The organism is Enterobacter cloacae complex sp. ECC445 (assembly GCF_021892025.1).
GTDB classification, from domain to species: Bacteria; Pseudomonadota; Gammaproteobacteria; order Enterobacterales; family Enterobacteriaceae; genus Enterobacter; species Enterobacter chengduensis.
Genome location: NZ_JAKLRZ010000005.1, coordinates 139,638 through 161,052, shown reverse-complemented (window position 1 = coordinate 161,052; position 21,415 = coordinate 139,638). Strand labels below are relative to the sequence as shown.

Sequence of the window (21,415 nt, the reverse complement as noted above, 5' to 3'; positions counted from 1 at the left end):
GTAAGTAATGCCTACACTAAGCAGTAGTAGATGACATTCGATGACATGTTCATCATAGAGCGATCTTTGCGCTAAACAGCGAAAGGTTACTTACCGAGTTAGCCTCTTTTATAGAGTTATGGTGCTGACCCCAAAATCGTAATATTCGAAATTAGTAAGATTACGTACGCTCATCACGGGGAGTGCTCGATAGTCATGTCCGCGTTATAGGAGGGCTCACGAAACCGTTTAAACCAGAGGGATAAATATCATGAGCTTAGAAAACTCAGAAGTATTTACTCTAAAAGAGATCGAGCAGGTCAAGATTACACTGGATTTACTCGGTAACGTATGACAACGCTTTGCGCATCGGCAGTAACGTCAGACCTTATCGCCGTCTTAAGGTAAGATATCATCAACGTGGTCCGTTCAGCATGCCCAGCCTTCGATGTGGCATGAGCGGGAACTGCTATTTTTTCCCTTACTGTCTTACCGGACTATTGCGCTGATAAAAACGCGTTACGCTGATTTCGCACCCTCTGGCACGTGAAAAGATTGAATAACTCCATAGGCTGTCTCACGGCAAAGAAATTGTTCGGCATATCATAGTCCGGGCTGAGTTAAGGATCCTTTGTAATCAACGAACTGCAAGGAAGTCTCCCACGGTTATGATCGTCCTTGTAATGCTTTTTTTCCTTAAATCTAAGTCTACGTTTTCTTACTTCGGATCAACACGTCTTTATATCGATAAGGATGGCAAATCATTGTACTCTAAGACGATGAGGCCGGTATTAGTCGCGTTAGCAATAAAAAGCCAGCGTGGTGGGGAGTTAATTCGTATCGAAGCATGATGTCAATCATCCTGTTGCGTCAGTCGCAAGAAAGTTAACCACCAAAACAGCATGCGAACTTATAATTAAGCCAGAAAGCGGTCATTCGGATTGAGCTTCTACACTTACAAAGGCCGCATCCCGCAGCCTTTTCCTCACACACTCACCCTTTTGGGAACACCCAAACATGCTTCTCCGGCAGCGAAAGATGGCAGTGCTGCGGATCCCGCACCTCATGCCCATACGCGCGGATGACAAAATCATCCCCCACCGTGCGGAACAGGTACTCCCAGCGGTCGCCGAGGTACATGCTGGTGAGCAGCGGCAGCTCAAGCTGATTTTCCCCTGGCCCCTCGACCACCGCCACGCGCTCGACGCGGATCACCGCCGTGGCGTCATCACCGCTCTGAACCCCTTCACCCGCCTGACCCCACAGCACCCAGCCTTTGCCTTCGATGCGCGCTCTGCCGTCGCGCACTTCGGTGACCTTGCCGTGCAGGCGGTTGTTGCTGCCCATAAACTCGGCGGTAAAGAGCGTTTTAGGCGAGCCGTACATCTCCTGCGGCGTGCCCTGTTGCTCGATCTTGCCGTTGTTCAGCAACAGGATGCGGTCGGAAATCGACATCGCTTCGTTCTGGTCGTGCGTCACCATCAGCGCGGATAGCCCGAGCTTGATAATCAGCTCGCGCAGGAACACGCGGGCCTCTTCGCGCAGCTTGGCGTCGAGGTTAGAGAGCGGCTCGTCCAGCAAAATCACCGGCGGGTTGTACACCAGCGCGCGGCCAATCGCCACGCGCTGCTGCTGCCCACCGGAGAGCTGGTGCGGGTGACGTTTACCAAGATGGCCCAGGCCAAGCTGGTCCAGCACGTCCTGCACGCGCTGCTGGATCTCTTTCGCCGGCACTTTGCGCAGCTTGAGCGGATAGGCCACGTTCTCAAACACGGTTTTGTGCGGCCACAGGGCGTAGGACTGGAACACCAGCCCCAGGTTACGCTCTTCCGCCGGGACCTCGCTGCGCGGCGTGCCGTCGTAAACTTTATTGTTGCCAATGACAATCGACCCCTGCGTCGGTTTTTCCAGACCCGCAACGGCGCGGAGCAGGGTGGTTTTGCCGCTGCCGGAAGGGCCTAACAGGGAGACCACTTCGCCGCGCTTCAGGTTCATGGAGACACCTTTTAAAACAGGATTGTCGCCGTAGGTTAAGTGCAGATCGTCAACCGCTAATTCAATCATGTATTTTCACTCCGAAACGAAGGGCAATGCCTAGACCTACCACGACCAGCAGGATATTAATGAAAGAGAGCGCCGCCACGATATCGATGGCACCCGCTGCCCAGAGGGAAACCAGCATCGAGCCGATGGTCTCCGTGCCGGGTGAAAGCAGGTACACACCCGTTGAGTATTCGCGTTCAAAGATCAGGAACATCAGCAGCCACGAGCCAATCAGACCGTAGCGGGAGAGCGGTATGGTGACGTGGCGGGTGATCTGCCCGCGCGTCGCCCCGGTGCTGCGCGCCGCCTCTTCAAGCTCCGGTCCTACCTGCAGCAGCGTGGAAGAGATAAGCCGCAGCCCGTAGGCCATCCACACCACGGTATAGGCCAGCCAGACGCTGAAAATGGTGCTGCGCAGAGAACGCAGCCAGACGATGACGTTTTCACGCATCCAGTCGGTCCAGGCGAACCCGGAAAGCCAGCCGGATTTCAGCGAGTTATCCAGCCACATCGGCAGAAACAGGAACACCCACAGGAACGCCAGACCTGCCAGCAGGCCCGGCACGGCGCGCGGTACCAGCACGCTGTAGTCGAGGAAACGCGTGGTGTTATCCGGCTTGCGGTGCATGGCAATCCCGACAAACAGGTAGCACACCACGGCCAGCGCGCCGCCAATGACGCCAATCGCCATGGAGTTGACGATGGCGCGCAGCAGGTTGGGCTGCGCCCAGATGGTGCGGAAGGTGTTCAGGGAAAGCTCGTCCCACAGCGAAACGCCCACGCCCCAGTTGGAGATAAACGCGCGCAATACCACGCCAAGCAGCGGAACGCCGATGGTGACGGTGAGCCAGAAGGCAATCACTCCGCCAGCCACCCAGCGCCATTTACCCAGCGGCAGCGCGCGGGCCTGCGAGGCCTTGCCCTTCATGGTGACGAAGCGGTTGGCGGTGCGCATCAGGCGACGCTGGAGCATCACCAGCGGGATGGTGATGCAGATCAGCACCACGGCAACCGCCGCCATCAGGTTATAGGATGGGGTACCCATCTTGTTCGTCAGCTTATAAAGATAGGTCGCCAGCACCATGTTGCCTTCCGGGTCGCCGAGGACCAGCATCAGGCCGAAGACCTCTAGCCCGAGGAAGAACAGCAGCACGGTCGCGTACAGAATAGAAGGACGCACCATCGGCAGGCTGACGGAGGTCATCACCTGCCAGGGCGACGCGCCCGCGGTGCGCGCGGCCTCTTCCACGTCGGAGCCCACGCTGCGCAGCGCTGACGAGATATACAGATAGGCGTGCGGGACGTGCGTCAGGCCGGCAATGACCACAATGCTCGACATGTCGTAGATATTCCACGGCACAAAGCCAATCAGCGCCTGAGCCCACTGGGAGAGAAAGCCCACCGGACCGGCGGCCACCACGTAGCCGAAGCCCAGCACCATTGGTGAAACGAAAATCGGGACCAGGATCAGCGGCTCAATCAGCCGGCGGCCGGGCAGGTCGGTACGCACCATCAGAAACGCCAGCACGCCGCCCAGCGGAATGGAGATAAAGACCAGCCCAAATGCCAGAATAAAGCCGCTTTTCAGGGCATTATAAAAATCAGGGTCGGTGAAAATAAAATCAAATGATTCAAAGCTCCACTCTTTTGACGGCGAAAAGAACGGGGCGGACAGGAAGCTCTGTATCACGATAAACGACAGCGGCGTGTAGATAACCAGGGCGGTTATCAGCACGACGATGCCTCGCGGCAGGCTTTGCCACTTTCTGCGTAATGTATTCATGGGGTATCCCTGGTGTTGCAGCCCAGAAAAACGAACTCAGTCGATAAGGGAGCGCGGCGGCTCGCGCCGCGCCGAGAAGCTTATTTACCGGCGGCGGTACGCCACTCTTTGATGTACTCCAGGCGTTTTTTCGGCTGCAGATATTCCAGCAGCGTTTCATCAACCGGGATCGGCTTCAGCGCGTTGCTGAGGATTTTGGTCAGGCCGTCGATATCATTTTTCCCTTCGATATCGTTACGAATGGAGGGAATATCCGCCTGGTTGGCCAGAATGCTTTGCCCTTTTTCCGACAGCACGTAGTCCAGCCACAGCTTCGCGGCGTTGCCGTTTTGCGCCTGCTGGCTGATGAACGACACGCGCGACAGCACCAGGGTGTAATCCTTCGGATAGGCAATGCCGAGCGACGGATCGTTCTTCGCGCGCGCTTCCGCGTAGGATCCGAGGATATTAAAACCGATCAGGTTTTCACCGGAGGAGACGCGCTCCATCATGGTGCCGGTCGACGACTGCACCGATAAGCCACCTTTGGCGACGTCCGCCAGGGTCTTAAAGTAGTTTGGATCGGCGTTGTGATCCTGCACCGAGAGCATAAAGCCCAGACCCGATTTTTCGATGTCGTAGGTGGTGACTTTATTCTTAAATTTGTCCGTCTGGCTGGCAATTAGCTTCGCCAGCGCGGCGTGAGAATCCGGCACGTCGCCGGCCGGGATCAGGCGCTTGTTGTAGATAAAGACCACCGGCTCATAGGTGGTGCCGTAAGCCTTATCTTTCCAGACCGCCCATTTCGGCAGCTGGCTCTGTTCCGGGGACTTGTACTCCATCGCGTAGTCGGTGGCGAGCTTCAGCCCTGTGTCCATCGAGGAGCTCCATACCACGTCGCCGCTCACGCCGCCGGAGGCCTGTTCGCTGATGAAACGGTTGTACAGCTCCGTGCTGTTCATATCGTTGTATTCAACTTTGATGCCCGGGTAGGTTTTTTCGAAGCCCTGGATCAGCGGCCCGGCGGCTTTGATGTCGGTGGTGGAGTAAATAACAACCTTGCCCTCTTTGGTGGCGGCATCAACCACTTTTTGATACTCAGCAGGATAGCCCTGCGGCAGGGCAGACAGTGCAGAAGCAGAGAACAGTACGGTAGCGGTAAGCAGAGAAATTCGGAACGTGTTCGACATTATAGTTAACCTTTTAGTTACATTTGAGGAACTAATTGTCAACATAGCCTATCGGGTTCCACCCACAATAGGGTGAAGCGGGCGATGATTCCGAAGTGTGATTGTCGCCGTCGTTTCAGCAATTAACACCATAAAATCCGCGAACGTTAGCCTGTGAACGGTTTCGGATTACGGTTTATCGGCGGCTTTGCGGTAAAGCCTGCGCGGATGACCAATATTGCCATACAGCATCTCGACGCTGACTAATCCGCTCTCCACGCAGTATTCAAGGTAGCGGCGCCCCGTGGTTTTGCTGATCCCCACGTTTTCCACCACCTCTTCAACCGACATCGCGCTGTCGGGTCGATCGGCGAACAGCCGTTTAATCCGTTCCAGCGTCTGGGGCTCAATGCCCTTCGTGGAGGGCGTAACGGAGGCTTCCGCGGCAGGCAGATTAAACAGGCGATCCAGCGCATGCTGGTCGACCACCTTCACCTGCTGCACGGTGTGGATGAAGCGCATAAACCGCTCCAGCGAGGCGTGCAGGCGCTGGAAAAAGACGGGCTTGATGAGGTAGTCAAACGCCCCGCTGCGCATGGCGTGGCTGCAGGTCTGCATATCGCTGGCGGCGGTGATGAAGATCACCGAGCACTCATAGCTTTTCAGCAGCGGGTTATCGATGAGTTCCACGCCTTTACCGTCCGGAAGATAGTTGTCCAGCAGGATAAGCCGCGGCTGATGCTGATGAATCAGGCTGCATGCCTGCTCAATCGACGCGGCGATGCCCACCACGCGTAAATGAAAATTCTGCTCGATATACTCGCGATGCAGCTCCGCCAGGTGCGGCTCATCCTCAACGATCACAACATCAAGTGCTCGGGTCATGCTTTAGCCCATTCGGAATAAACACAGAAAAAATAGTTCCCTGCGGCGTGTTGTCGGCAATCTCTATACTGCCGCCAGCCTTGTCGATATATCCTGCCACCAGAAACAGGCCAATACCGTGCTCGGTGCCCACAATGTCGTTTTCGCTTTCCGGCTTGCTGCTGAACCCCTGGCGGAAAATGTGCGGCTTCACGGCATCGTCCACCCCGCAGCCCCGGTCGGCCACCTCGATCAGCAGCTCCTGGTTACGATCGGAAATGTAGAGCTCGACCGGCGCGTGGACCGGGGCGTTGAGAGTCGCGTCCACGGCGTTATCCAGCAGATTACCGATAATCGACATCAGCTCCGTTTCGCAGAGCGCGGCAGGCATGCGGGTGAGCTGGCAGGCGGGGTCAAACAGCAGCTCAATGCCTTTTTCGCGCGCGCTGACGTATTTTCCCAACAGCAGCCCACACAGCGCGGGAGATGAAAAACGCGCGGAGACAAAGTCCAGCACCCGCTGCGCGCCTTCGGACTGCACCTGGATGTAACGGATCGCCTCGTCATAGTGTTTCATCTGCAGTAACCCGACCAGCGTGGCGGTCCAGTTCAGCTGTTCGTGGCGCATAATGCGCAGGTTGTCCGCATAGCGTTTGATCTGGCTGAGCTGGCTGCTGAGGGTGTTAATGTCATTTTTGTCGCGAAAGCTGTACACCCAGCCGCTTTCAACTCCGGGCTCAACCTCAATCGCCACGCGGTTGACGATCACCTCGCGCTGGTTGAGCACCGCAATCTGGTCATGGCGGCCCGCGCTCACCGAGGCATAGCGCTGGGAGAAAAAGCCCGGCGATGTCTGAAGGATATCTTCCAGCGGTTTACCAATAAGGTCTTTCTCACTTTGCCGAATATCCAGCATCTCGCGTGCGGCGCGGTTAATTAAAATCAGCTGCTTCTCCTGATTAACGGCAAATACCCCTTCGTACATGGCTTCTAATAGCGCGCGCTGCTGCAAAACCAGCTGAGCGATATCTTTCGGCTCCAGCCGGAACATCTGTTTTTTGAGATTGCGGGTAAACAGCCAGGAGAAAATAAACAGCAGCAGCAGAAGACCCGCGCCGTAAAGCCCGGACTGCCAGAGAATGCGCGCATTAATATTGGCAATGTACGAGGTCAGATAGCCGACCGAGACAATACCAATCACCTGATGCCGGGCGTTGAAGATGGGCGCTTTGCTGCGCAGTGAAACGCCAATGCCGCCCTGGCGTACGGAAATAATGGTTTTGCCCTTTAAGACTTCGGCATTATCTCCGCCGATCATCGGTAAATTAATGCGTTCCGGGGATTCCGAATGATAAAGGTGCTGCTCCTCGGTATCGCCAATCACAATGTAGCTGGCATCGCTTTCAGCCCGCAGCGGCTGAATTAACCGGGCGATGCCGGGGATATCTCTGGCCGCAACCTTTTCCGCCAGGCCCGGCATCAGCGCGATCTGGCTGGCCTGCACCCGGGCGCGCTGGCCGAGGTCGTGATGGAGCTGTCGGTCAATAAAATGAAACAGGATGGTTCCCAGCAGAACTAACAGCAGGCAGGAGAAGCACACCAGCGCTAAAAATAGCTTTACCTGAAAAGAGAGTCTGCGTTTCATTCAACCTGCGGTAGCCCTGTAAACGTGAAAGATTTGCGGAGCCTGACATGGTCAAATAGCGGACGCAATCCGGCGAGAAAAGAGTTGTGACCTGGCTTTTCGTTTTCGGCGTTATAGCCATCAGGATCCCGTGAGGCTATGCTTCATTCAGCACGATAATAATTACGGAGGCAATGTCATGGATAAAGAGCTACTGGATGCGGGTTACCGGGCCTATACCGGCGAGAAAATTGACGTTTACTTCAATACCGGGATTTGCAAACACTCCGGTAACTGCGTGCGTGGGAGCGCAAAGCTGTTTAATCTGAAACGTAAACCGTGGATTATTCCCGATGAAGTGGACGTTGAAACGGTTGTCCGCGTGATTGATACCTGCCCGAGCGGTGCGCTGAAGTATCGCCAAAAATAAGCGAGGAACCATGGATATTCTGGAAGGCCACAACAAGTTTTACGTGAATGATGCAAGCGGAAATCAGGTCGCGGAGATTGTCTTTGTCCCGACCGGCGAGCACCTGAGCATTATCGAGCACACCGATGTAGATGAGAGCCTGAAAGGGCAGGGCGTTGGTAAACGGCTGGTGGCGAAAGTGGTGGAGAAGATGCGCGGTGAGAACCGCAAAATTATCCCGCTGTGCCCGTTCGCGAAGCATGAGTTTGATAAAACGCGGGAGTATGACGATATTCGGGCGTGATTCACTGGAGCAATCATTGCCGGGTAAGCGCAGCGCCACCCGGCACAATGTCTGGCAGGAACCTTAGCCGACAAACATCACCGACACGCACAGCACGCCGACGATCAGCGTCAGCAGGTTGCCAATGGAGCGGTACTGTTTCAGCGAGGGGATAAGATACGTCGACAGCGTCGGCATGATAAACAGGATCATGGCGATAAGCGGGCCGCTGATGGCGTAAATCATCGAAATGGCGTTGGGGTTAATGCAGCAGACCGCAAAGGTGATTAACGACACCCCCATGATGGAAATCGCGCGGTTAAAGGCGCGGCTCTTTTTCACGCCCACCTGATTGAGCGACGACTTCACGATCTCCGTCGCCCCTTCAATCACCCCAAAATAGGTGCCGAGGAACGATTTCGACATCGCAACAATCGCCACGATAATTCCGGAAATGCCCAGCCACGCCGGAGAAGAGGGCATCATCGACAGCGCGGACAGGATCGTCACTCCTTGCTCTTTGGCCGTCACAATGTACGACGGCGGAATAGAGAGCAGGCAGCTGAAGACAAAGAACAACACGCTCAGGCAGATGATCAGGTAAGCCACCTTCATGATCTTCTTGCATTTATCCATGGCGCCGTCGGCAAACTTCTCCCGACGGTCAACGGCAAAGGTTGAGATAATCGGGGTATGGCTGAAGGCAAACACCATCACCGGAATCGAAATCCAAACCTGGTGCAGCGTATGGCTATCGACGGCCATCTGGCTGGTCAGCAGCGCTGGTTGCCAGCTGCCGATCAGATAGAGCGAGACAAACAGAAAATAGGCAATCAGCGGAAACACCAGGAAGCCCATTACCTTTATCGTGATATGGCGTCCCATCAGGAAGATCAGATTCAGGACCAGCACCACCCCGAGGCTAACCAGCACGCGAACGCCGGTATCCACCGTCAGGTGCTTCGCCAGCTGTTCCGTTAACGAGTTGGTGATAGCCACCGCATAAATCTGCACCACCACGAAGAAGGCGACGAAATAGAGGGTAGTGATCAGATTGCCAATCTTCCGGCCGTAGTAGTGCGAGACAGCGCCGGTGATCCCTTCATTGCCTTTTGTTTTTGACGACAGGATAAATTGCGCCAGCGCTTTGTGCGGCCAGTAGGTTAAGGGGTAGGCCACGAGGGCGGTAATAAACAGGACTATAGCGCCTGCGGAGCCCAGCTGAATGGGCAAGAACAGCGTTCCTGCGCCCACGGCTGTGCCATAGAGAGCGAAACTCCAGAGAGTCTCATCTTTTGACCAAATTTTCGACATTAGAGCAACGTATCAACTATCAAACCAACGGAATGGCGTGCAATTTACCATAGATAAGCTCGGAGAGCGCAGTTGCTTCGACGGCGTTTGGCCGGAACGGGCGTCCGGCCAGAAGGCATTTAGCCTGCCAGGGCGCGCCGTTGCTGGCGACGCTTAAGAAATTTTTCGCGAAGGCAATCGTACACCCAGTTATAGAACATGGTGTACGGCAGGAAGAACAGGAAAAAGCCAATTTCCAGCGTGAATGCCTGCAGCAGGGTGACCCCCAGCACGGCGGCGACAATCGACACGCCAATCACAATAAACCCGCATTCGAAACCCAGCGCATGCAGCGCACGCACTTTTGCCGTACGTTTGACGCGCTGAACGGGCCAGAAACGGTCGAAGCCGAAGTTATAAATAATGTTCCACAGCATGGCGGTGGTCGCCAGAATAATGGTCAACCCACCCATTTCCACCACGGAACGCTGCATGAGCCACGCCGCCGTAGGGGCGAGGATCGCCGTCGCGATCCCTTCAAAACAGACAGCATGAAAGATCCGCTCCGGCAGTTTACGTTGGAGTGCATCCTGGTGTTGCATAGTCATAGACCTCGTTAATTCGCCGGTATGGGCGTTGATGTGGCCTATTTTCATCGCTAAAGCTGATATATTAAAGATAGTATCCATCGCTAAAGTAGATAGGTTATGCGCTATTCACCCGAAGCCCTTACCGCGTTTGTCGAGACCGTGGCGGCAGGCTCTTTTTCTGCCGCCGCACGCCGGCTGCGTAAAAGCCAGTCGACGATCAGCACGTCGATTGCCCATCTTGAAGCCGATCTCGGTTTCGAACTGTTTGACCGCTCGGCGCGCCAGCCGGTGTTAACGGCCCAGGGGGAGCAGGTGCTGGGCTACGTGCAGGCCATCCTGGCCGCCAGCACGCGGCTGGATGAACTGGCGGTATCGTTAACGGCGAAAACGGAGGCGCGTCTGACGTTTGTCCTTTCCGATACCCTCAACCCGGACGTGCTGGAAGAGATGATGAAACAGTTTGACGCCCGCTTTCCCCATACGGAATTCGAATGCCTGATTGGCGAGGAAGAGGACGTAATCGATCTGCTGCAAAAGGAGCGCGCGCAGATTGGCCTCACCGAAGCGCGGGACGGTTATCCGACGGATATCGGCGCCACCCGGCTGCCGATGCAGACCCGTATGGCGATCTACGTCGCGACCACGCATCCGCTGGCCGGGCAGCATGACGTCCAGCGTGACGAACTGCACGGCTGGCGGGAGCTGCGGTTGAGCACCTATCTGGAGCGCGAGGCGGAGATTGCGCGCGGGCCCGTCTGGTCAGCGCCGAATTACCTGTTACTCTTGAGTATGGCGGTGCAGGGATTCGGCTGGTGCGTATTGCCCTGTGCGCTGGTGGATGAGTTCGCAGCCGCAAAATCGCTGGTGCAGCTCAACGTTCCCGGCTGGCCCAGGGCGATCGGCATCGATCTGCTGTGGAATAAACGCACCCCTCCCGGCGTGGCCGGAAGCTGGCTGCGGCAGTATCTGCAGGATGCACGCTGAACCTTGTGATTAAACTCACTATTTTTAAACAATTAAGATAATTACCAGTAACAATCCTCTACTATCGTCATGTCATTTAACACAGAGGTCGTGATGAAAGATGTCGTAATAGTGGGTGCGTTGCGTACGGCTATCGGCTGTTTTCAGGGAGCGCTTGCGCGTCACTCGGCGGTTGAACTGGGCAGCGTGGTGGTGCAGGCGCTGGTGGAGCGTAGCGGGATCGCAGCTCACGAAGTTGACGAGGTGATCCTGGGACAGGTCCTCACGGCCGGTGCCGGGCAAAACCCTGCGCGCCAGGCGGCGCTCAAGGGCGGGCTGCCCAATACCGTCTCCGCCATCACCATTAACGACGTCTGTGGTTCAGGATTAAAAGCGCTGCATCTCGCGACGCAGGCCATTCAGTGTGGTGAAGCGGACGTGATCATTGCGGGCGGGCAGGAGAATATGAGCCGCGCGCCGCACGTGTTGACCGACAGCCGTACCGGCGCACAGCTGGGCAACAGTCAGCTGCTCGACAGCCTGGTGCATGACGGGCTGTGGGATGCGTTCAATGACTATCATATGGGCGTGACCGCGGAAAACCTGGCGCGCGAGTACGGCATCAGCCGTGAGGTGCAGGATGCCTATGCGCTAAGCTCGCAGCAAAAAGCGCGAGCGGCGATTGATTCCGGCCGTTTTCGCGACGAAATTGTCCCGGTCAGCACCCACCGCCAGAGCGGCGAGCCTGTCGTTGTGGATACCGATGAACAGCCGCGCACCGACGCCAGCGCTGAAGGCCTGGCGAGGCTCAATCCTGCGTTTGAAATGCAGGGATCGGTGACGGCGGGAAATGCCTCTTCCATTAACGACGGCGCTGCCGCCGTGATGATGATGAGCGAAAGCAAAGCCCTTGAGCTCGATCTCCCCGTGCTGGCGCGCATTAAGGCATTCGCCAGCGTAGGGGTTGATCCGGCATTAATGGGGATCGCGCCGGTCTACGCCACTCGCCGCTGTCTGGAACGCGCGGGGTGGCAGCTTTCGGATGTGGATCTGATCGAAGTGAATGAGGCCTACGCCGCGCAGGCGATCTCCGTCGGAAAAATGCTGGAGTGGGATCCGCTGCGGGTCAACGTCAACGGCGGGGCGATCGCGCTGGGGCACCCGATCGGGGCGTCCGGCTGCCGGATCCTGGTTTCGCTGGTCCACGAAATGAAAAAGCGCAATGCCCGCAAAGGGATTGCCACGCTCTGTATAGGCGGCGGGCAAGGGGTGGCGCTGGCCATCGAACGCTAACCTTTCCTGATTAATGAAACCTCCTGCGGGAGGTTTTTTTTATCCTCCCCTCATTCCCATGCCTCTTAACCGTGATCCGGGTGTCATTTTCGATATAAACAAAATAAAAAATGAAACGTTGTTTTGAATTTAATTGAAAAGCCTATTTTATGCCGATAGTATGTGTTCATCATGAAAACGGAACGTTGTTTCGTTTATTTTCTTCTTTTGGGCATGACCACATCTGGAGGTTACCGTGGACGTCAGACAAAGCATTCACAGCGCACACGCCAAAACGCTGGATACGCAGGGGCTGCGCAGTGAGTTTTTAGTTGAGCAGGTGTTCGAGGCCGATAGGTACACTATGGTCTACAGCCATATCGACCGCATTATTGTGGGCGGGATTATGCCGGTGGCAAAAACCGTCTCCGTGGGCGGAGAAGTGGGTAAACAGCTGGGCGTGAGCTATTTTCTGGAGCGTCGCGAGCTGGGTGTGATTAATATCGGCGGTCCGGGCACCATCACCGTGGACGGCCAGTGCTACGAGATTGGTCACCGCGATGCGCTGTACGTCGGTAAAGGGGCGAAAGAGGTGGTATTTGCCAGCATTGACGGCGCTAAACCCGCGAAGTTTTACTACAACTGTGCCCCTGCGCATACCGCATACCCGACAAAAAAAGTGACGCCTGAGGACGCAGCGCCCGTAACGCTGGGCGACAACCTCACCAGCAACCGCCGCACCATCAATAAATACTTCGTGCCGGACGTGCTGGAAACCTGCCAGCTCAGCATGGGGTTAACCGAGCTGGCGCCAGGCAACCTGTGGAACACGATGCCGTGCCATACCCACGAACGACGCATGGAAGTTTACTTCTACTTCAACATGGATGAGGACGCCTGCGTGTTCCACATGATGGGGCAGCCGCAGGAAACGCGCCATATCGTGATGCACAACGAGCAGGCGGTCATTTCGCCAAGCTGGTCCATTCACTCCGGCGTTGGGACGAAAGCCTATACCTTTATCTGGGGTATGGTGGGCGAAAACCAGGTCTTTGATGACATGGACCATGTTACGGTCAGCGATCTGCGCTAGTCGCGGGCAGTGAAGCATAAACCTGCCTGTGAGTGACAGGCTCTGAAAGAGTAAGGAATAAACATGATTCTGGATGCATTCTCTCTGCAGGGGAAAGTGGCTGTGGTTTCCGGGTGTGACACCGGGCTGGGTCAGGGGATGGCGTTAGGCCTGGCGGAAGCAGGCTGTGACATCGTCGGGATTAACCTTGTTGAACCCACGGAAACCATCGAACGCGTGACCGCGCTGGGCCGTCGCTTTCTCAGCCTGAACGCCGATCTGCGTAAAATCGACGCCATTCCGGAACTGCTGGATCGCGCGGTGGCTGAATTCGGCCATATCGATATTCTGGTCAATAACGCCGGGCTGATTCGCCGCGAAGATGCGATCAGCTTCAGCGAGCGCGACTGGGACGACGTGATGGATTTGAACATCAAGAGCGTATTTTTTATGTCCCAGGCGGCGGCGAAGCATTTTATTGCGCAGGGGAAAGGCGGCAAGATCGTGAATATTGCCTCTATGCTCTCGTTCCAGGGCGGCATCCGCGTACCGTCTTACACCGCGTCCAAAAGCGCCGTGATGGGCGTGACCCGCCTGCTGGCAAACGAATGGGCGAAGCATAATATCAATGTGAATGCGATTGCGCCGGGCTACATGGCGACCAACAACACCCAGCAGCTGCGCGCGGACGAACAGCGTAGCGCGGAAATCCTCGACCGCATTCCTGCCGGGCGCTGGGGCCTTCCGGGCGATCTGATGGGCCCGGTGGTATTTCTGGCCTCGTCGGCATCAGACTATATCAACGGCTACACGATTGCGGTTGATGGCGGCTGGCTGGCGCGTTAACCCGCTTCAGATTCATACCTCTGCTTTTGAGCAGAGGTTTTTTTTGCGTAAAATTTGCCAAAGTCCATATTGATAAACACGAAAAATCCATATTAAAAAATCATGAATGACTGTCATCACACTTTTAATGCTTAAAAATGAAGTGATTAGTAAAAATCTGTGATTATTCACCGTGAGTTGAAATTGTAATGTCCATCACAGATCGCTATGCCGCAGCGAAATAATCCATATCTTCACCTTTTCCCGCCTGACACTTTTCCGCGCTTTCTCGTAATTTCAGTTAACGAATTTTGCTGTTGAGGCAGGAAAAATATGACATCTATCAATGACTCTACCCTGATGCCCGCTGCGCTGCGCGATACTCGCCGCATGAACCAGTTTGTCTCCATTGCCGCCGCCGTGGCGGGCCTGTTGTTTGGACTGGATATCGGCGTCATTGCCGGGGCATTACCGTTTATTACCGATCACTTTACCCTCAGCAGCCGCCTGCAGGAGTGGGTGGTGAGCAGCATGATGCTTGGCGCGGCCATCGGCGCGCTGTTCAACGGCTGGCTTTCGTTCCGTCTGGGGCGCAAATACAGCCTGATGGTCGGGGCGATTCTGTTTGTCGCAGGCTCCATTGGCTCGGCGTTTGCCGCTAACGTTGAAGTGCTGCTGCTCTCCCGCGTGCTGCTGGGGGTAGCGGTGGGGATTGCCTCCTACACGGCGCCGCTTTATCTCTCCGAAATGGCAAGCGAAAACGTGCGCGGCAGGATGATCAGCATGTATCAGCTGATGGTCACGCTGGGCATCGTGCTGGCGTTCCTGTCCGACACGTATTTCAGCTACAGCGGCAACTGGCGCGCGATGCTGGGGGTGCTGGCCTTACCGGCGCTGGTGCTGATCGTGCTGGTGGTTTTCCTGCCAAACAGTCCGCGCTGGCTGGCGCAAAAGGGACGCCACGTGGAGGCGGAAGAGGTCCTGCGCATGCTGCGCGATACCTCTGAAAAAGCGCGCGAAGAGCTGAACGAGATCCGCGAAAGCCTGAAGCTGAAGCAGGGCGGCTGGGCGCTGTTTAAGATCAACCGCAACGTGCGTCGCGCGGTCTTCCTCGGCATGCTGCTGCAGGCGATGCAGCAGTTCACCGGCATGAACATCATCATGTACTACGCGCCGCGCATCTTCAAAATGGCCGGGTTCACCACCACCGAACAGCAGATGATCGCCACGCTGCTGGTGGGCCTCACCTTCATGTTTGCCACCTTTATTGCGGTATTCACCGTGGACAAAGCCGGGCGTAAACCGGCGCTGAAAATTGGCTTCAGCGTGATGGCGCTCGGCACGCTGATCCTCGGCTACTGCCTGATGCAGTTTGATAACGGCACGGCCTCCAGCGGCCTTTCCTGGCTTTCCGTCGGCATGACCATGATGTGTATTGCAGGCTACGCGATGAGCGCCGCGCCCGTGGTGTGGATCCTGTGCTCCGAAATCCAGCCGCTCAAATGCCGGGATTTTGGCATCACCTGTTCCACGACCACCAACTGGGTGTCGAACATGATTATCGGCGCGACCTTCCTGACGCTGCTGGACGCGATTGGCGCGGCGGGAACCTTCTGGCTCTATACGGTGCTGAACGTAGCCTTTATTGGCGTGACCTTCTGGCTGATCCCGGAAACCAAAGGCGTGACGCTGGAACACATCGAGCGCAGGCTGATGGCCGGGGAGAAACTGCGGAACATCGGCGAGTAAACGTAGTACCTCTTTAAGTTAAGCGCTTACAAAGTATGCAGAAAGGGCAAGGGTGGCGCTTAACCAGAGTAATTACGCAGTGAAATTGTCTACTAATTTTGGCAGGGGAGGGCTAAATCATAAGAATTGAACTTAGGATAATTCTTAAGGTGCTGTATCATCGGACCACCGCTAACGTTTGAGCAAAGATGCAGGGCATCCTAAAAATAATTCATATGTCTGAGATAGATATCAAAAAAAATAGCGATCTTGATTTCCCCCATTATGCCCCCCCGGCTATTCACGCTAAAGAGATAGATCTTTTAGGCCTGTTAGGGGTTCTTCTCGCGGCGAAAAAACGCATCGTCGCGGTTACCTTCGCGTTTGCACTGGTTGGTCTCGCCATTTCATTTTTACTGCCGCAGAAGTGGACCAGTAAAGCGGTGATCACCCAGGCGGAGCAATCGCAGTGGAACCCCCTGCGTCAGATGCTGGTGGCACTTCAGGTGCTTGACGTAGACGCGCAGATTACCCGCCCGGAAGTCTTTGACCTCTTTATTAAAAAGTTTCAGTCGCAGTCGTTGCTCGAGGAGTACCTGAAATCCTCCCCTTACGTGATGGCGCAACTTAAAGAGGCCGAGGTGGATCCGCTTGATCTTCATCGGGCGATAGTGAACATCTCGGACCGAATGAAAGCGGCAAATGACGCTCAGGGAAAAGACGCGGATAAAGCGCCTTACGTTTCCTGGACGTTAAGCTTTACTGCGCCGACGGCAGCCGATGCGCAAGCCGTCCTGTCGGGATACATCGATTATATCGCAGCTATTGTTGAAAAAGAGACGGTGCAGAATATCCGCAACCAGATCGCCCTGAAAACCAACGTCGTTGCCCAGCAGCTGGAGCTGGATCGCGTCCGTTTGACCAATATTCACAATACCAACCTGCAGCGTCTGAATTATTCCCTGGAAGTAGCGAATGCCGCAGGCATTAAGAAGCCGGTCTACAGCAACGGGCAGGCGGTAAAAGACGATCCGGACTATTCCGTTTCGCTCGGCGCTGACGGCATCGCGCAAAAGCTGCAGATTGAAAAAAATCTCAGGGACGTGACCGAGCTGAATGCGGATTTCCAGAACCGGGAATACCACCTCGCGCAGCTGAAAAAGCTCTCCTTTGCAGACGTTAAGCTTGAGCCATTCATGTATCAGCTCTCTCCTTCCATGCCGGTGAAAAAGGATGGCCCGGGCAAGGCTCTGATTGTTGTTCTGGCGGCGCTCCTGGGTGGGCTGTTTGCCTGCGGCAGCGTTTTGCTGCGCGAGGCGATGCTCAGCCGTAACCCGCTCCCCGAACCGGTGACGGAATAAACCCCGCAGTTAAAAAAGGCGCTGATTAAAGCGCCTTTTTTTATGTACATCGGTTGTGTTACAAAAAGAGATCGAAGATAAGGAGGGATGATGAAAACGATCGGCCTGTTAGGGGGGATGAGCTGGGAATCGACAATCCCGTATTATCGCCTGATTAACGAAGGGGTAAAGCAGCGTCTGGGCGGTCTGCACTCCGCAAGCCTGCTGCTGCACAGCGTTGATTTCCATGAAATCGAAGCCTGCCAGTCGAGCGGCGAGTGGGATAAAGCCGGGGAAATCCTGGCCCAGGCGGCGCTGGGACTGGAGCGTGCCGGTGCCGAGGGTATCGTGCTTTGTACCAACACCATGCACAAAGTGGCGTCGCATATCGAGGACCGCTGCTCGCTGCCGTTCCTGCATATTGCGGACGCGACCGGGCGTGCAATTGCGGCATCCGGGATGCGCCGCGTAGCGCTGCTGGGCACGCGCTACACCATGGAACAGGATTTTTATCGCGGACGCTTGCACAGCGAATTCGGGATCGAAAGCCCGATCCCTGATGAAGAAGACCGGGCGCGCATTAATCAGATTATCTTTGACGAGCTCTGCCTTGGGACCTTCAGCGAATCTTCCCGCGCCTTCTACGTCAGCGTCATCGAGAAGCTTGCGCAGCAGGGGGCCGAGGGGGTTATCTTCGGCTGTACCGAGATTGGCCTGCTCGTACCGGCTGAGCAAAGCCCTATTCCGGTATTTGATACCACCGCCATCCATGCAGAGGATGCCGTGGCGTTCATGCTGTCATAATGCGTTTTGCAGGTCAGGCAAGCGAAGCGCCACCTGACGTGCGTGCTCAATCATGTGTTCTGTAAAAGCCTCCACCAGTGCGGAAGCCGGGCGGTGCAGGGGGCGGATCAGGCTCACGGTGAACGGGACGGATACGCTAAAACGGCGGATGACGATCCTGCTTCCGGCATAGTCCAGCGCCGTGAGCGGGTTAACCACCGCGACGCCCACGCCCGCCCGCACCATCGCGCAAATCGACGCCGCGCTGTGCGTTTCCACCACCATTCGCCGTTTGACCTGATGCTCGGCAAACAGCGTATCCAGCAGCTGTCGGTAACTGTCGGTCTGCGACAGGCTGATGTAGTTTTCCCCGTGAAAATCCTCCGGCGCGAGCACCGCCTTATCGGCAAGCCGATGCCCGGCGGGCAAAACGCACACTTCATCTAATGAGATCAATTCCGTACGCGCCGTTCCCGCTGGCGTGGAGAGGGTTTCAGTCAGGCCTAAATCGTGACGCTGCGCCGAAAGCCACTCTTCAAGCAGGGGAGACTCCTGCGGCACGATGGTGAGACTGACCTCCGGGTAGCGGGCCAGAAAGGGCTGCAGCAGCATCGGCAAAAAGGATTGCGAAAAGACGGGCAGGCAGACGATTGACAGCTCGCCCTGACGAAATTCGCGCAGGCTTTCCGCAGCACTCACGATTCTGTCCAGCCCGTACCAGGAGCGCTGGACCTCCTCGAACAGGCGTAACCCCTGCACCGTCGGGTGAAGCCTGCCCCGGGTGCGCTCGAACAGCTTCAGCTCCAGCACTTTCTCGAAGCGCGCCAGCTCGCGGCTCACGGTCGGCTGCGAGGTATGCAGCATCTGTGCGGCTTCGGTGAGATTACCGGTGGTCATCACGGCGTGAAAAATCTCGATGTGGCGTAAATTGACGGCGGGCATAGGGCACCTGAAATCAGATAACTGTCCATATCATTTTTGCATAGACTCGCGATAAAACGATATTTTTTATTCTCTTTGCGCTGTGGCGTAATCATAAAAAATGAATTTATCCGGAGATGACCATGCCACGCCCGCTTAACCAGACTGATACCGATTTGAACGCCGACAACCTGCTGCGCCTGCCCGCCGAGTTTGGCTGTCCGGTGTGGGTCTACGACGCGCAGATCGTCCGCGAGAAGATCGCCGCCCTGCATCAGTTTGACGTGGTGCGTTTTGCCCAGAAGGCCTGCTCCAATATCCATATTCTGCGCCTGATGCGGGAGCAGGGCGTGAAGGTCGACTCCGTCTCACTTGGCGAAATCGAGCGCGCGCTGGCGGCCGGATTCGATCCGAAAGCCGACAGCGATGCGATCGTCTTTACCGCCGATGTGATCGACGATGCGACGCTGGCGCGCGTTCACGAACTGCAGATCCCGGTGAACGCCGGCTCTGTGGATATGCTGGAGCAACTGGGTCAGGTTTCCCCCGGCCACCGCGTCTGGCTGCGCGTAAACCCGGGCTTTGGTCATGGTCACAGCCAAAAAACCAATACCGGCGGCGAGAACAGCAAGCACGGGATCTGGTATGCCGATATGCCTGCCGCGCTGGCGGTACTGCAGCGCTACGGCCTGAAGCTGGTGGGGATTCATATGCACATTGGATCCGGCGTGGATTACGGCCACCTGGAGCAGGTGTGCGGCGCGATGGTGCGTCAGGTTGTCGACTTCGGTCAGGATCTGGAGGCGATCTCTGCCGGTGGCGGTCTCTCCATCCCGTATCGCGAAGGGGAAGAGGCGATCGATACCGATCACTATTACGGCCTGTGGAGCGCCGCGCGCGATCAAATCGCCGCGCATCTGGGCCATGCGGTGAAGCTGGAAATTGAGCCGGGTCGTTTCCTGGTGGCGGAAGCGGGCGTACTGGTTTCGCAGGTGCGCAGCGTGAAGGAGATGGGCTCTCGCCACTTCGTCCTGATTGACGCAGGCTTTAACGATCTGATGCGTCCGTCCATGTACGGCAGCTATCACCACATAACCGCCCTGGCCGCCGACGGCCGCGACTTAACGCAGGCGCCGCGCCTTGAGACGGTGGTTGCCGGGCCGCTGTGCGAATCGGGTGACGTATTCACCCAGCAGGAGGGTGGCAAAGTGGAGACCCGCGCGCTGCCGGAGGTCAAGCCGGGTGATTATCTTGTGCTGCATGACACCGGTGCCTACGGGGCGTCAATGTCCTCTAACTACAACAGCCGCCCGCTGCTGCCGGAAGTGCTGTTTGATAACGGCAAGGCACGGCTTATTCGTCGTCGCCAGACCATTCAGGAGCTGCTGGCTTTAGAGCTCATCTGATGAAAGTACGGCCCCGCCGTGACCGAATCGCGTAAAACCAGCGTGCCGGTAAACGGTGGGATCGCATCGACCGGCTGGTTTTTTGCCAGCCGGATCGCCTGATCGATGGCCGTGACAATCATACTGTCGATAGGCAGATACACCGATGAGAGCGCAGGCTCCAGCCATTTCGCGCATGGGGCATCGTCAAAGCCGAACAGAGAAATATCCTGCGGGATTTTAAGCCCCGCCTGGTGCAGCGCTTTAGACGCACCCAGCGCCATATCGTCGTTACAGGCGAACAGGGCGCTAAACGATACGCCGTCGGCAATCAGCTCCTTGCACAGCTCGTACCCCCTCGTCATTCCCGCATCGCCGTACTTTATCCGACGTTCGTCCAGACGGATGCCGTGCTTTTCCAGCGCCTTGCGATAGCCCATCAGCCTTGCTTTCCCGGTTGGGGTGTGGATCGGAACGGTGATACAGGCGATCTCCCGATGGCCCTGGCCGATCAGGTAATCAACGGCCTTAAACGCGGCATCCTGCTGTTCGAAGAACACGCAGCGATCCGGCGCCTGACTCACTTCACGGTTAATGACCACCAGCGGCGTTTTCACGGTGTTCATCATTTTGACGATCGTTTTTTCGCTCATGTAGCGGGTATAAAGCACGATGGCATCGCACTGGCGATCGGCCAGCATCTGCACCGCCTGTTCTTCCTGCTCCGGCGCGTCGTGACCGTCGGTGACGATCAGCTGTTTCCCGTGGGTTTCGGTCTGCCGCGATGCCTGCTGGAGAAGCCGGCCAAAGTAAAAGCCGTCGAAGGTGGAAACCACCAGACCAATGCTGTTGCTGGTCTGGTTAGCCAGCGAGCGCGCGAGAAAGTTTGGGCGATAGCCCAGCGCTTCCATTGCCGCAAATACCTGCTGACGCGTACTCTCTTTGACCTGACCCGTGCCGTTCAGCACGCGCGATACCGTGGCCTTCGACACGCCCGCACGCAGTGAGACATCCAGCATTGTTGCCATTCTACATTCCTGCTTCCACGTAATGGCCTGCAGTTTAACACAGACCTCACGGCGTATAAGCGATGCGGGAAGCGCAAAACTT

General features: G+C 56.3%; 19 protein-coding genes. 10 read left to right on the top strand and 9 right to left on the bottom strand.

What is annotated here, in order from left to right:
* Nucleotides 1-972 precede the first annotated feature (972 nt).
* From L6R44_RS06845 to L6R44_RS06825, 5 genes are all read right to left on the bottom strand, one after another.
* Complete coding sequence (locus L6R44_RS06845) at nt 973-2,043, bottom strand: ABC transporter ATP-binding protein (protein ID WP_237423658.1); 1,071 nt, start codon at nt 2,041-2,043, stop codon at nt 973-975.
* Nucleotides 2,036-3,805 carry an ABC transporter permease gene (locus tag L6R44_RS06840; protein WP_237423657.1) on the bottom strand — a complete coding sequence of 590 codons (1,770 nt, stop codon included), beginning with the start codon at nt 3,803-3,805 and terminating at the stop codon, nt 2,036-2,038. The genes L6R44_RS06845 and L6R44_RS06840 overlap by 8 nt, the downstream gene beginning before the upstream one ends.
* An 80-nt stretch (nt 3,806-3,885) precedes the next feature.
* Nucleotides 3,886-4,974: an ABC transporter substrate-binding protein gene (locus tag L6R44_RS06835; protein WP_237423656.1), complete on the bottom strand. Its 1,089-nt coding sequence runs from the start codon at nt 4,972-4,974 to the stop codon at nt 3,886-3,888.
* Nucleotides 4,975-5,142: 168 nt separating this feature from the next.
* On the bottom strand, nt 5,143-5,838 hold the full coding sequence (locus tag L6R44_RS06830; protein WP_237423655.1) for a response regulator: 696 nt from the start codon (nt 5,836-5,838) through the stop codon (nt 5,143-5,145).
* A complete protein-coding gene (locus tag L6R44_RS06825) occupies nt 5,822-7,462 on the bottom strand; it encodes an ATP-binding protein (RefSeq protein WP_237423654.1) in 1,641 nt (546 codons plus the stop codon). The genes L6R44_RS06830 and L6R44_RS06825 overlap by 17 nt, the downstream gene beginning before the upstream one ends.
* A gap of 178 nt (nt 7,463-7,640) precedes the next feature.
* On the opposite strand from L6R44_RS06825, the gene yjdI reads away from it, so the two are divergent.
* On the top strand, nt 7,641-7,871 hold the full coding sequence (gene yjdI / locus L6R44_RS06820; protein WP_008499689.1) for a 4Fe-4S mono-cluster protein YjdI: 231 nt from the start codon (nt 7,641-7,643) through the stop codon (nt 7,869-7,871).
* A 10-nt stretch (nt 7,872-7,881) separates the two neighbouring features.
* Nucleotides 7,882-8,154, top strand: coding sequence for a GNAT family N-acetyltransferase (locus tag L6R44_RS06815; protein WP_032643228.1), 273 nt, complete (start codon nt 7,882-7,884; stop codon nt 8,152-8,154).
* Nucleotides 8,155-8,217: 63 nt separating this feature from the next.
* Here L6R44_RS06815 and L6R44_RS06810 read toward each other — a convergent pair whose 3' ends face one another.
* The gene (locus tag L6R44_RS06810; protein WP_237423653.1) at nt 8,218-9,447 is read right to left on the bottom strand and encodes an amino acid permease; all 1,230 of its coding nucleotides are present in this window, start codon (nt 9,445-9,447) and stop codon (nt 8,218-8,220) included.
* A gap of 119 nt (nt 9,448-9,566) precedes the next feature.
* Complete coding sequence (locus tag L6R44_RS06805; RefSeq protein ID WP_213328699.1) at nt 9,567-10,028, bottom strand: multidrug/biocide efflux PACE transporter; 462 nt, start codon at nt 10,026-10,028, stop codon at nt 9,567-9,569.
* Between the two features lie 105 nt (nt 10,029-10,133).
* Between L6R44_RS06805 and L6R44_RS06800 the strand changes: the two genes are divergently transcribed.
* The 7 genes from L6R44_RS06800 to L6R44_RS06770 all read left to right on the top strand — a co-directional run bounded on the left by L6R44_RS06800 (nt 10,134) and on the right by L6R44_RS06770 (nt 18,020).
* Entirely contained in the window at nt 10,134-11,000 is an 867-nt protein-coding gene (locus tag L6R44_RS06800) for a LysR family transcriptional regulator (protein WP_237423652.1), read from the top strand.
* Nucleotides 11,001-11,093: 93 nt separating this feature from the next.
* Complete coding sequence (locus tag L6R44_RS06795) at nt 11,094-12,272, top strand: acetyl-CoA C-acetyltransferase (protein ID WP_032643222.1); 1,179 nt, start codon at nt 11,094-11,096, stop codon at nt 12,270-12,272.
* 235 nt (nt 12,273-12,507) lie between these two features.
* Complete coding sequence (gene kduI, locus L6R44_RS06790; protein ID WP_237423651.1) at nt 12,508-13,344, top strand: 5-dehydro-4-deoxy-D-glucuronate isomerase; 837 nt, start codon at nt 12,508-12,510, stop codon at nt 13,342-13,344.
* Between the two features lie 63 nt (nt 13,345-13,407).
* Nucleotides 13,408-14,169, top strand: a complete 762-nt coding sequence (kduD, locus tag L6R44_RS06785) for a 2-dehydro-3-deoxy-D-gluconate 5-dehydrogenase KduD (RefSeq protein ID WP_032643219.1) — start codon at nt 13,408-13,410, stop codon at nt 14,167-14,169.
* A gap of 312 nt (nt 14,170-14,481) precedes the next feature.
* On the top strand, nt 14,482-15,897 hold the full coding sequence (gene araE, locus L6R44_RS06780; RefSeq protein WP_237423650.1) for an arabinose-proton symporter AraE: 1,416 nt from the start codon (nt 14,482-14,484) through the stop codon (nt 15,895-15,897).
* Between the two features lie 215 nt (nt 15,898-16,112).
* A complete protein-coding gene (gene wzz(fepE), locus L6R44_RS06775) occupies nt 16,113-17,237 on the top strand; it encodes an LPS O-antigen length regulator Wzz(fepE) (RefSeq protein ID WP_032643214.1) in 1,125 nt (374 codons plus the stop codon).
* Between the two features lie 90 nt (nt 17,238-17,327).
* A complete protein-coding gene (locus tag L6R44_RS06770) occupies nt 17,328-18,020 on the top strand; it encodes an aspartate/glutamate racemase (protein WP_237423733.1) in 693 nt (230 codons plus the stop codon).
* Here L6R44_RS06770 and L6R44_RS06765 read toward each other — a convergent pair.
* The gene (locus L6R44_RS06765; RefSeq protein WP_237423649.1) at nt 18,015-18,941 is read right to left on the bottom strand and encodes a LysR family transcriptional regulator; all 927 of its coding nucleotides are present in this window, start codon (nt 18,939-18,941) and stop codon (nt 18,015-18,017) included. The two genes, L6R44_RS06770 and L6R44_RS06765, sit on opposite strands and share 6 nt — an antisense overlap.
* A gap of 122 nt (nt 18,942-19,063) precedes the next feature.
* On the opposite strand from L6R44_RS06765, the gene lysA reads away from it, so the two are divergent.
* Nucleotides 19,064-20,326, top strand: a complete 1,263-nt coding sequence (gene lysA, locus L6R44_RS06760) for a diaminopimelate decarboxylase (protein ID WP_077064448.1) — start codon at nt 19,064-19,066, stop codon at nt 20,324-20,326.
* Here lysA and L6R44_RS06755 read toward each other — a convergent pair.
* Complete coding sequence (locus L6R44_RS06755) at nt 20,296-21,333, bottom strand: LacI family DNA-binding transcriptional regulator (protein ID WP_032643206.1); 1,038 nt, start codon at nt 21,331-21,333, stop codon at nt 20,296-20,298. The genes lysA and L6R44_RS06755 overlap by 31 nt on opposite strands.
* Between the last annotated feature and the right edge of the window lie 82 nt (nt 21,334-21,415).

Coding starts and splice junctions, on each gene's coding strand:
- L6R44_RS06845 (WP_237423658.1), bottom strand. CDS start 2,043: ATGATTGAATTAGCGGTTGACGATCTGCACTTAACCTACGGCGACAAT.
- L6R44_RS06840 (WP_237423657.1), bottom strand. CDS start 3,805: ATGAATACATTACGCAGAAAGTGGCAAAGCCTGCCGCGAGGCATCGTC.
- L6R44_RS06835 (WP_237423656.1), bottom strand. CDS start 4,974: ATGTCGAACACGTTCCGAATTTCTCTGCTTACCGCTACCGTACTGTTC.
- L6R44_RS06830 (WP_237423655.1), bottom strand. CDS start 5,838: ATGACCCGAGCACTTGATGTTGTGATCGTTGAGGATGAGCCGCACCTG.
- L6R44_RS06825 (WP_237423654.1), bottom strand. CDS start 7,462: ATGAAACGCAGACTCTCTTTTCAGGTAAAGCTATTTTTAGCGCTGGTG.
- yjdI (WP_008499689.1), top strand. CDS start 7,641: ATGGATAAAGAGCTACTGGATGCGGGTTACCGGGCCTATACCGGCGAG.
- L6R44_RS06815 (WP_032643228.1), top strand. CDS start 7,882: ATGGATATTCTGGAAGGCCACAACAAGTTTTACGTGAATGATGCAAGC.
- L6R44_RS06810 (WP_237423653.1), bottom strand. CDS start 9,447: ATGTCGAAAATTTGGTCAAAAGATGAGACTCTCTGGAGTTTCGCTCTC.
- L6R44_RS06805 (WP_213328699.1), bottom strand. CDS start 10,028: ATGCAACACCAGGATGCACTCCAACGTAAACTGCCGGAGCGGATCTTT.
- L6R44_RS06800 (WP_237423652.1), top strand. CDS start 10,134: ATGCGCTATTCACCCGAAGCCCTTACCGCGTTTGTCGAGACCGTGGCG.
- L6R44_RS06795 (WP_032643222.1), top strand. CDS start 11,094: ATGAAAGATGTCGTAATAGTGGGTGCGTTGCGTACGGCTATCGGCTGT.
- kduD (WP_032643219.1), top strand. CDS start 13,408: ATGATTCTGGATGCATTCTCTCTGCAGGGGAAAGTGGCTGTGGTTTCC.
- araE (WP_237423650.1), top strand. CDS start 14,482: ATGACATCTATCAATGACTCTACCCTGATGCCCGCTGCGCTGCGCGAT.
- L6R44_RS06770 (WP_237423733.1), top strand. CDS start 17,328: ATGAAAACGATCGGCCTGTTAGGGGGGATGAGCTGGGAATCGACAATC.
- L6R44_RS06765 (WP_237423649.1), bottom strand. CDS start 18,941: ATGCCCGCCGTCAATTTACGCCACATCGAGATTTTTCACGCCGTGATG.
- lysA (WP_077064448.1), top strand. CDS start 19,064: ATGCCACGCCCGCTTAACCAGACTGATACCGATTTGAACGCCGACAAC.
- L6R44_RS06755 (WP_032643206.1), bottom strand. CDS start 21,333: ATGGCAACAATGCTGGATGTCTCACTGCGTGCGGGCGTGTCGAAGGCC.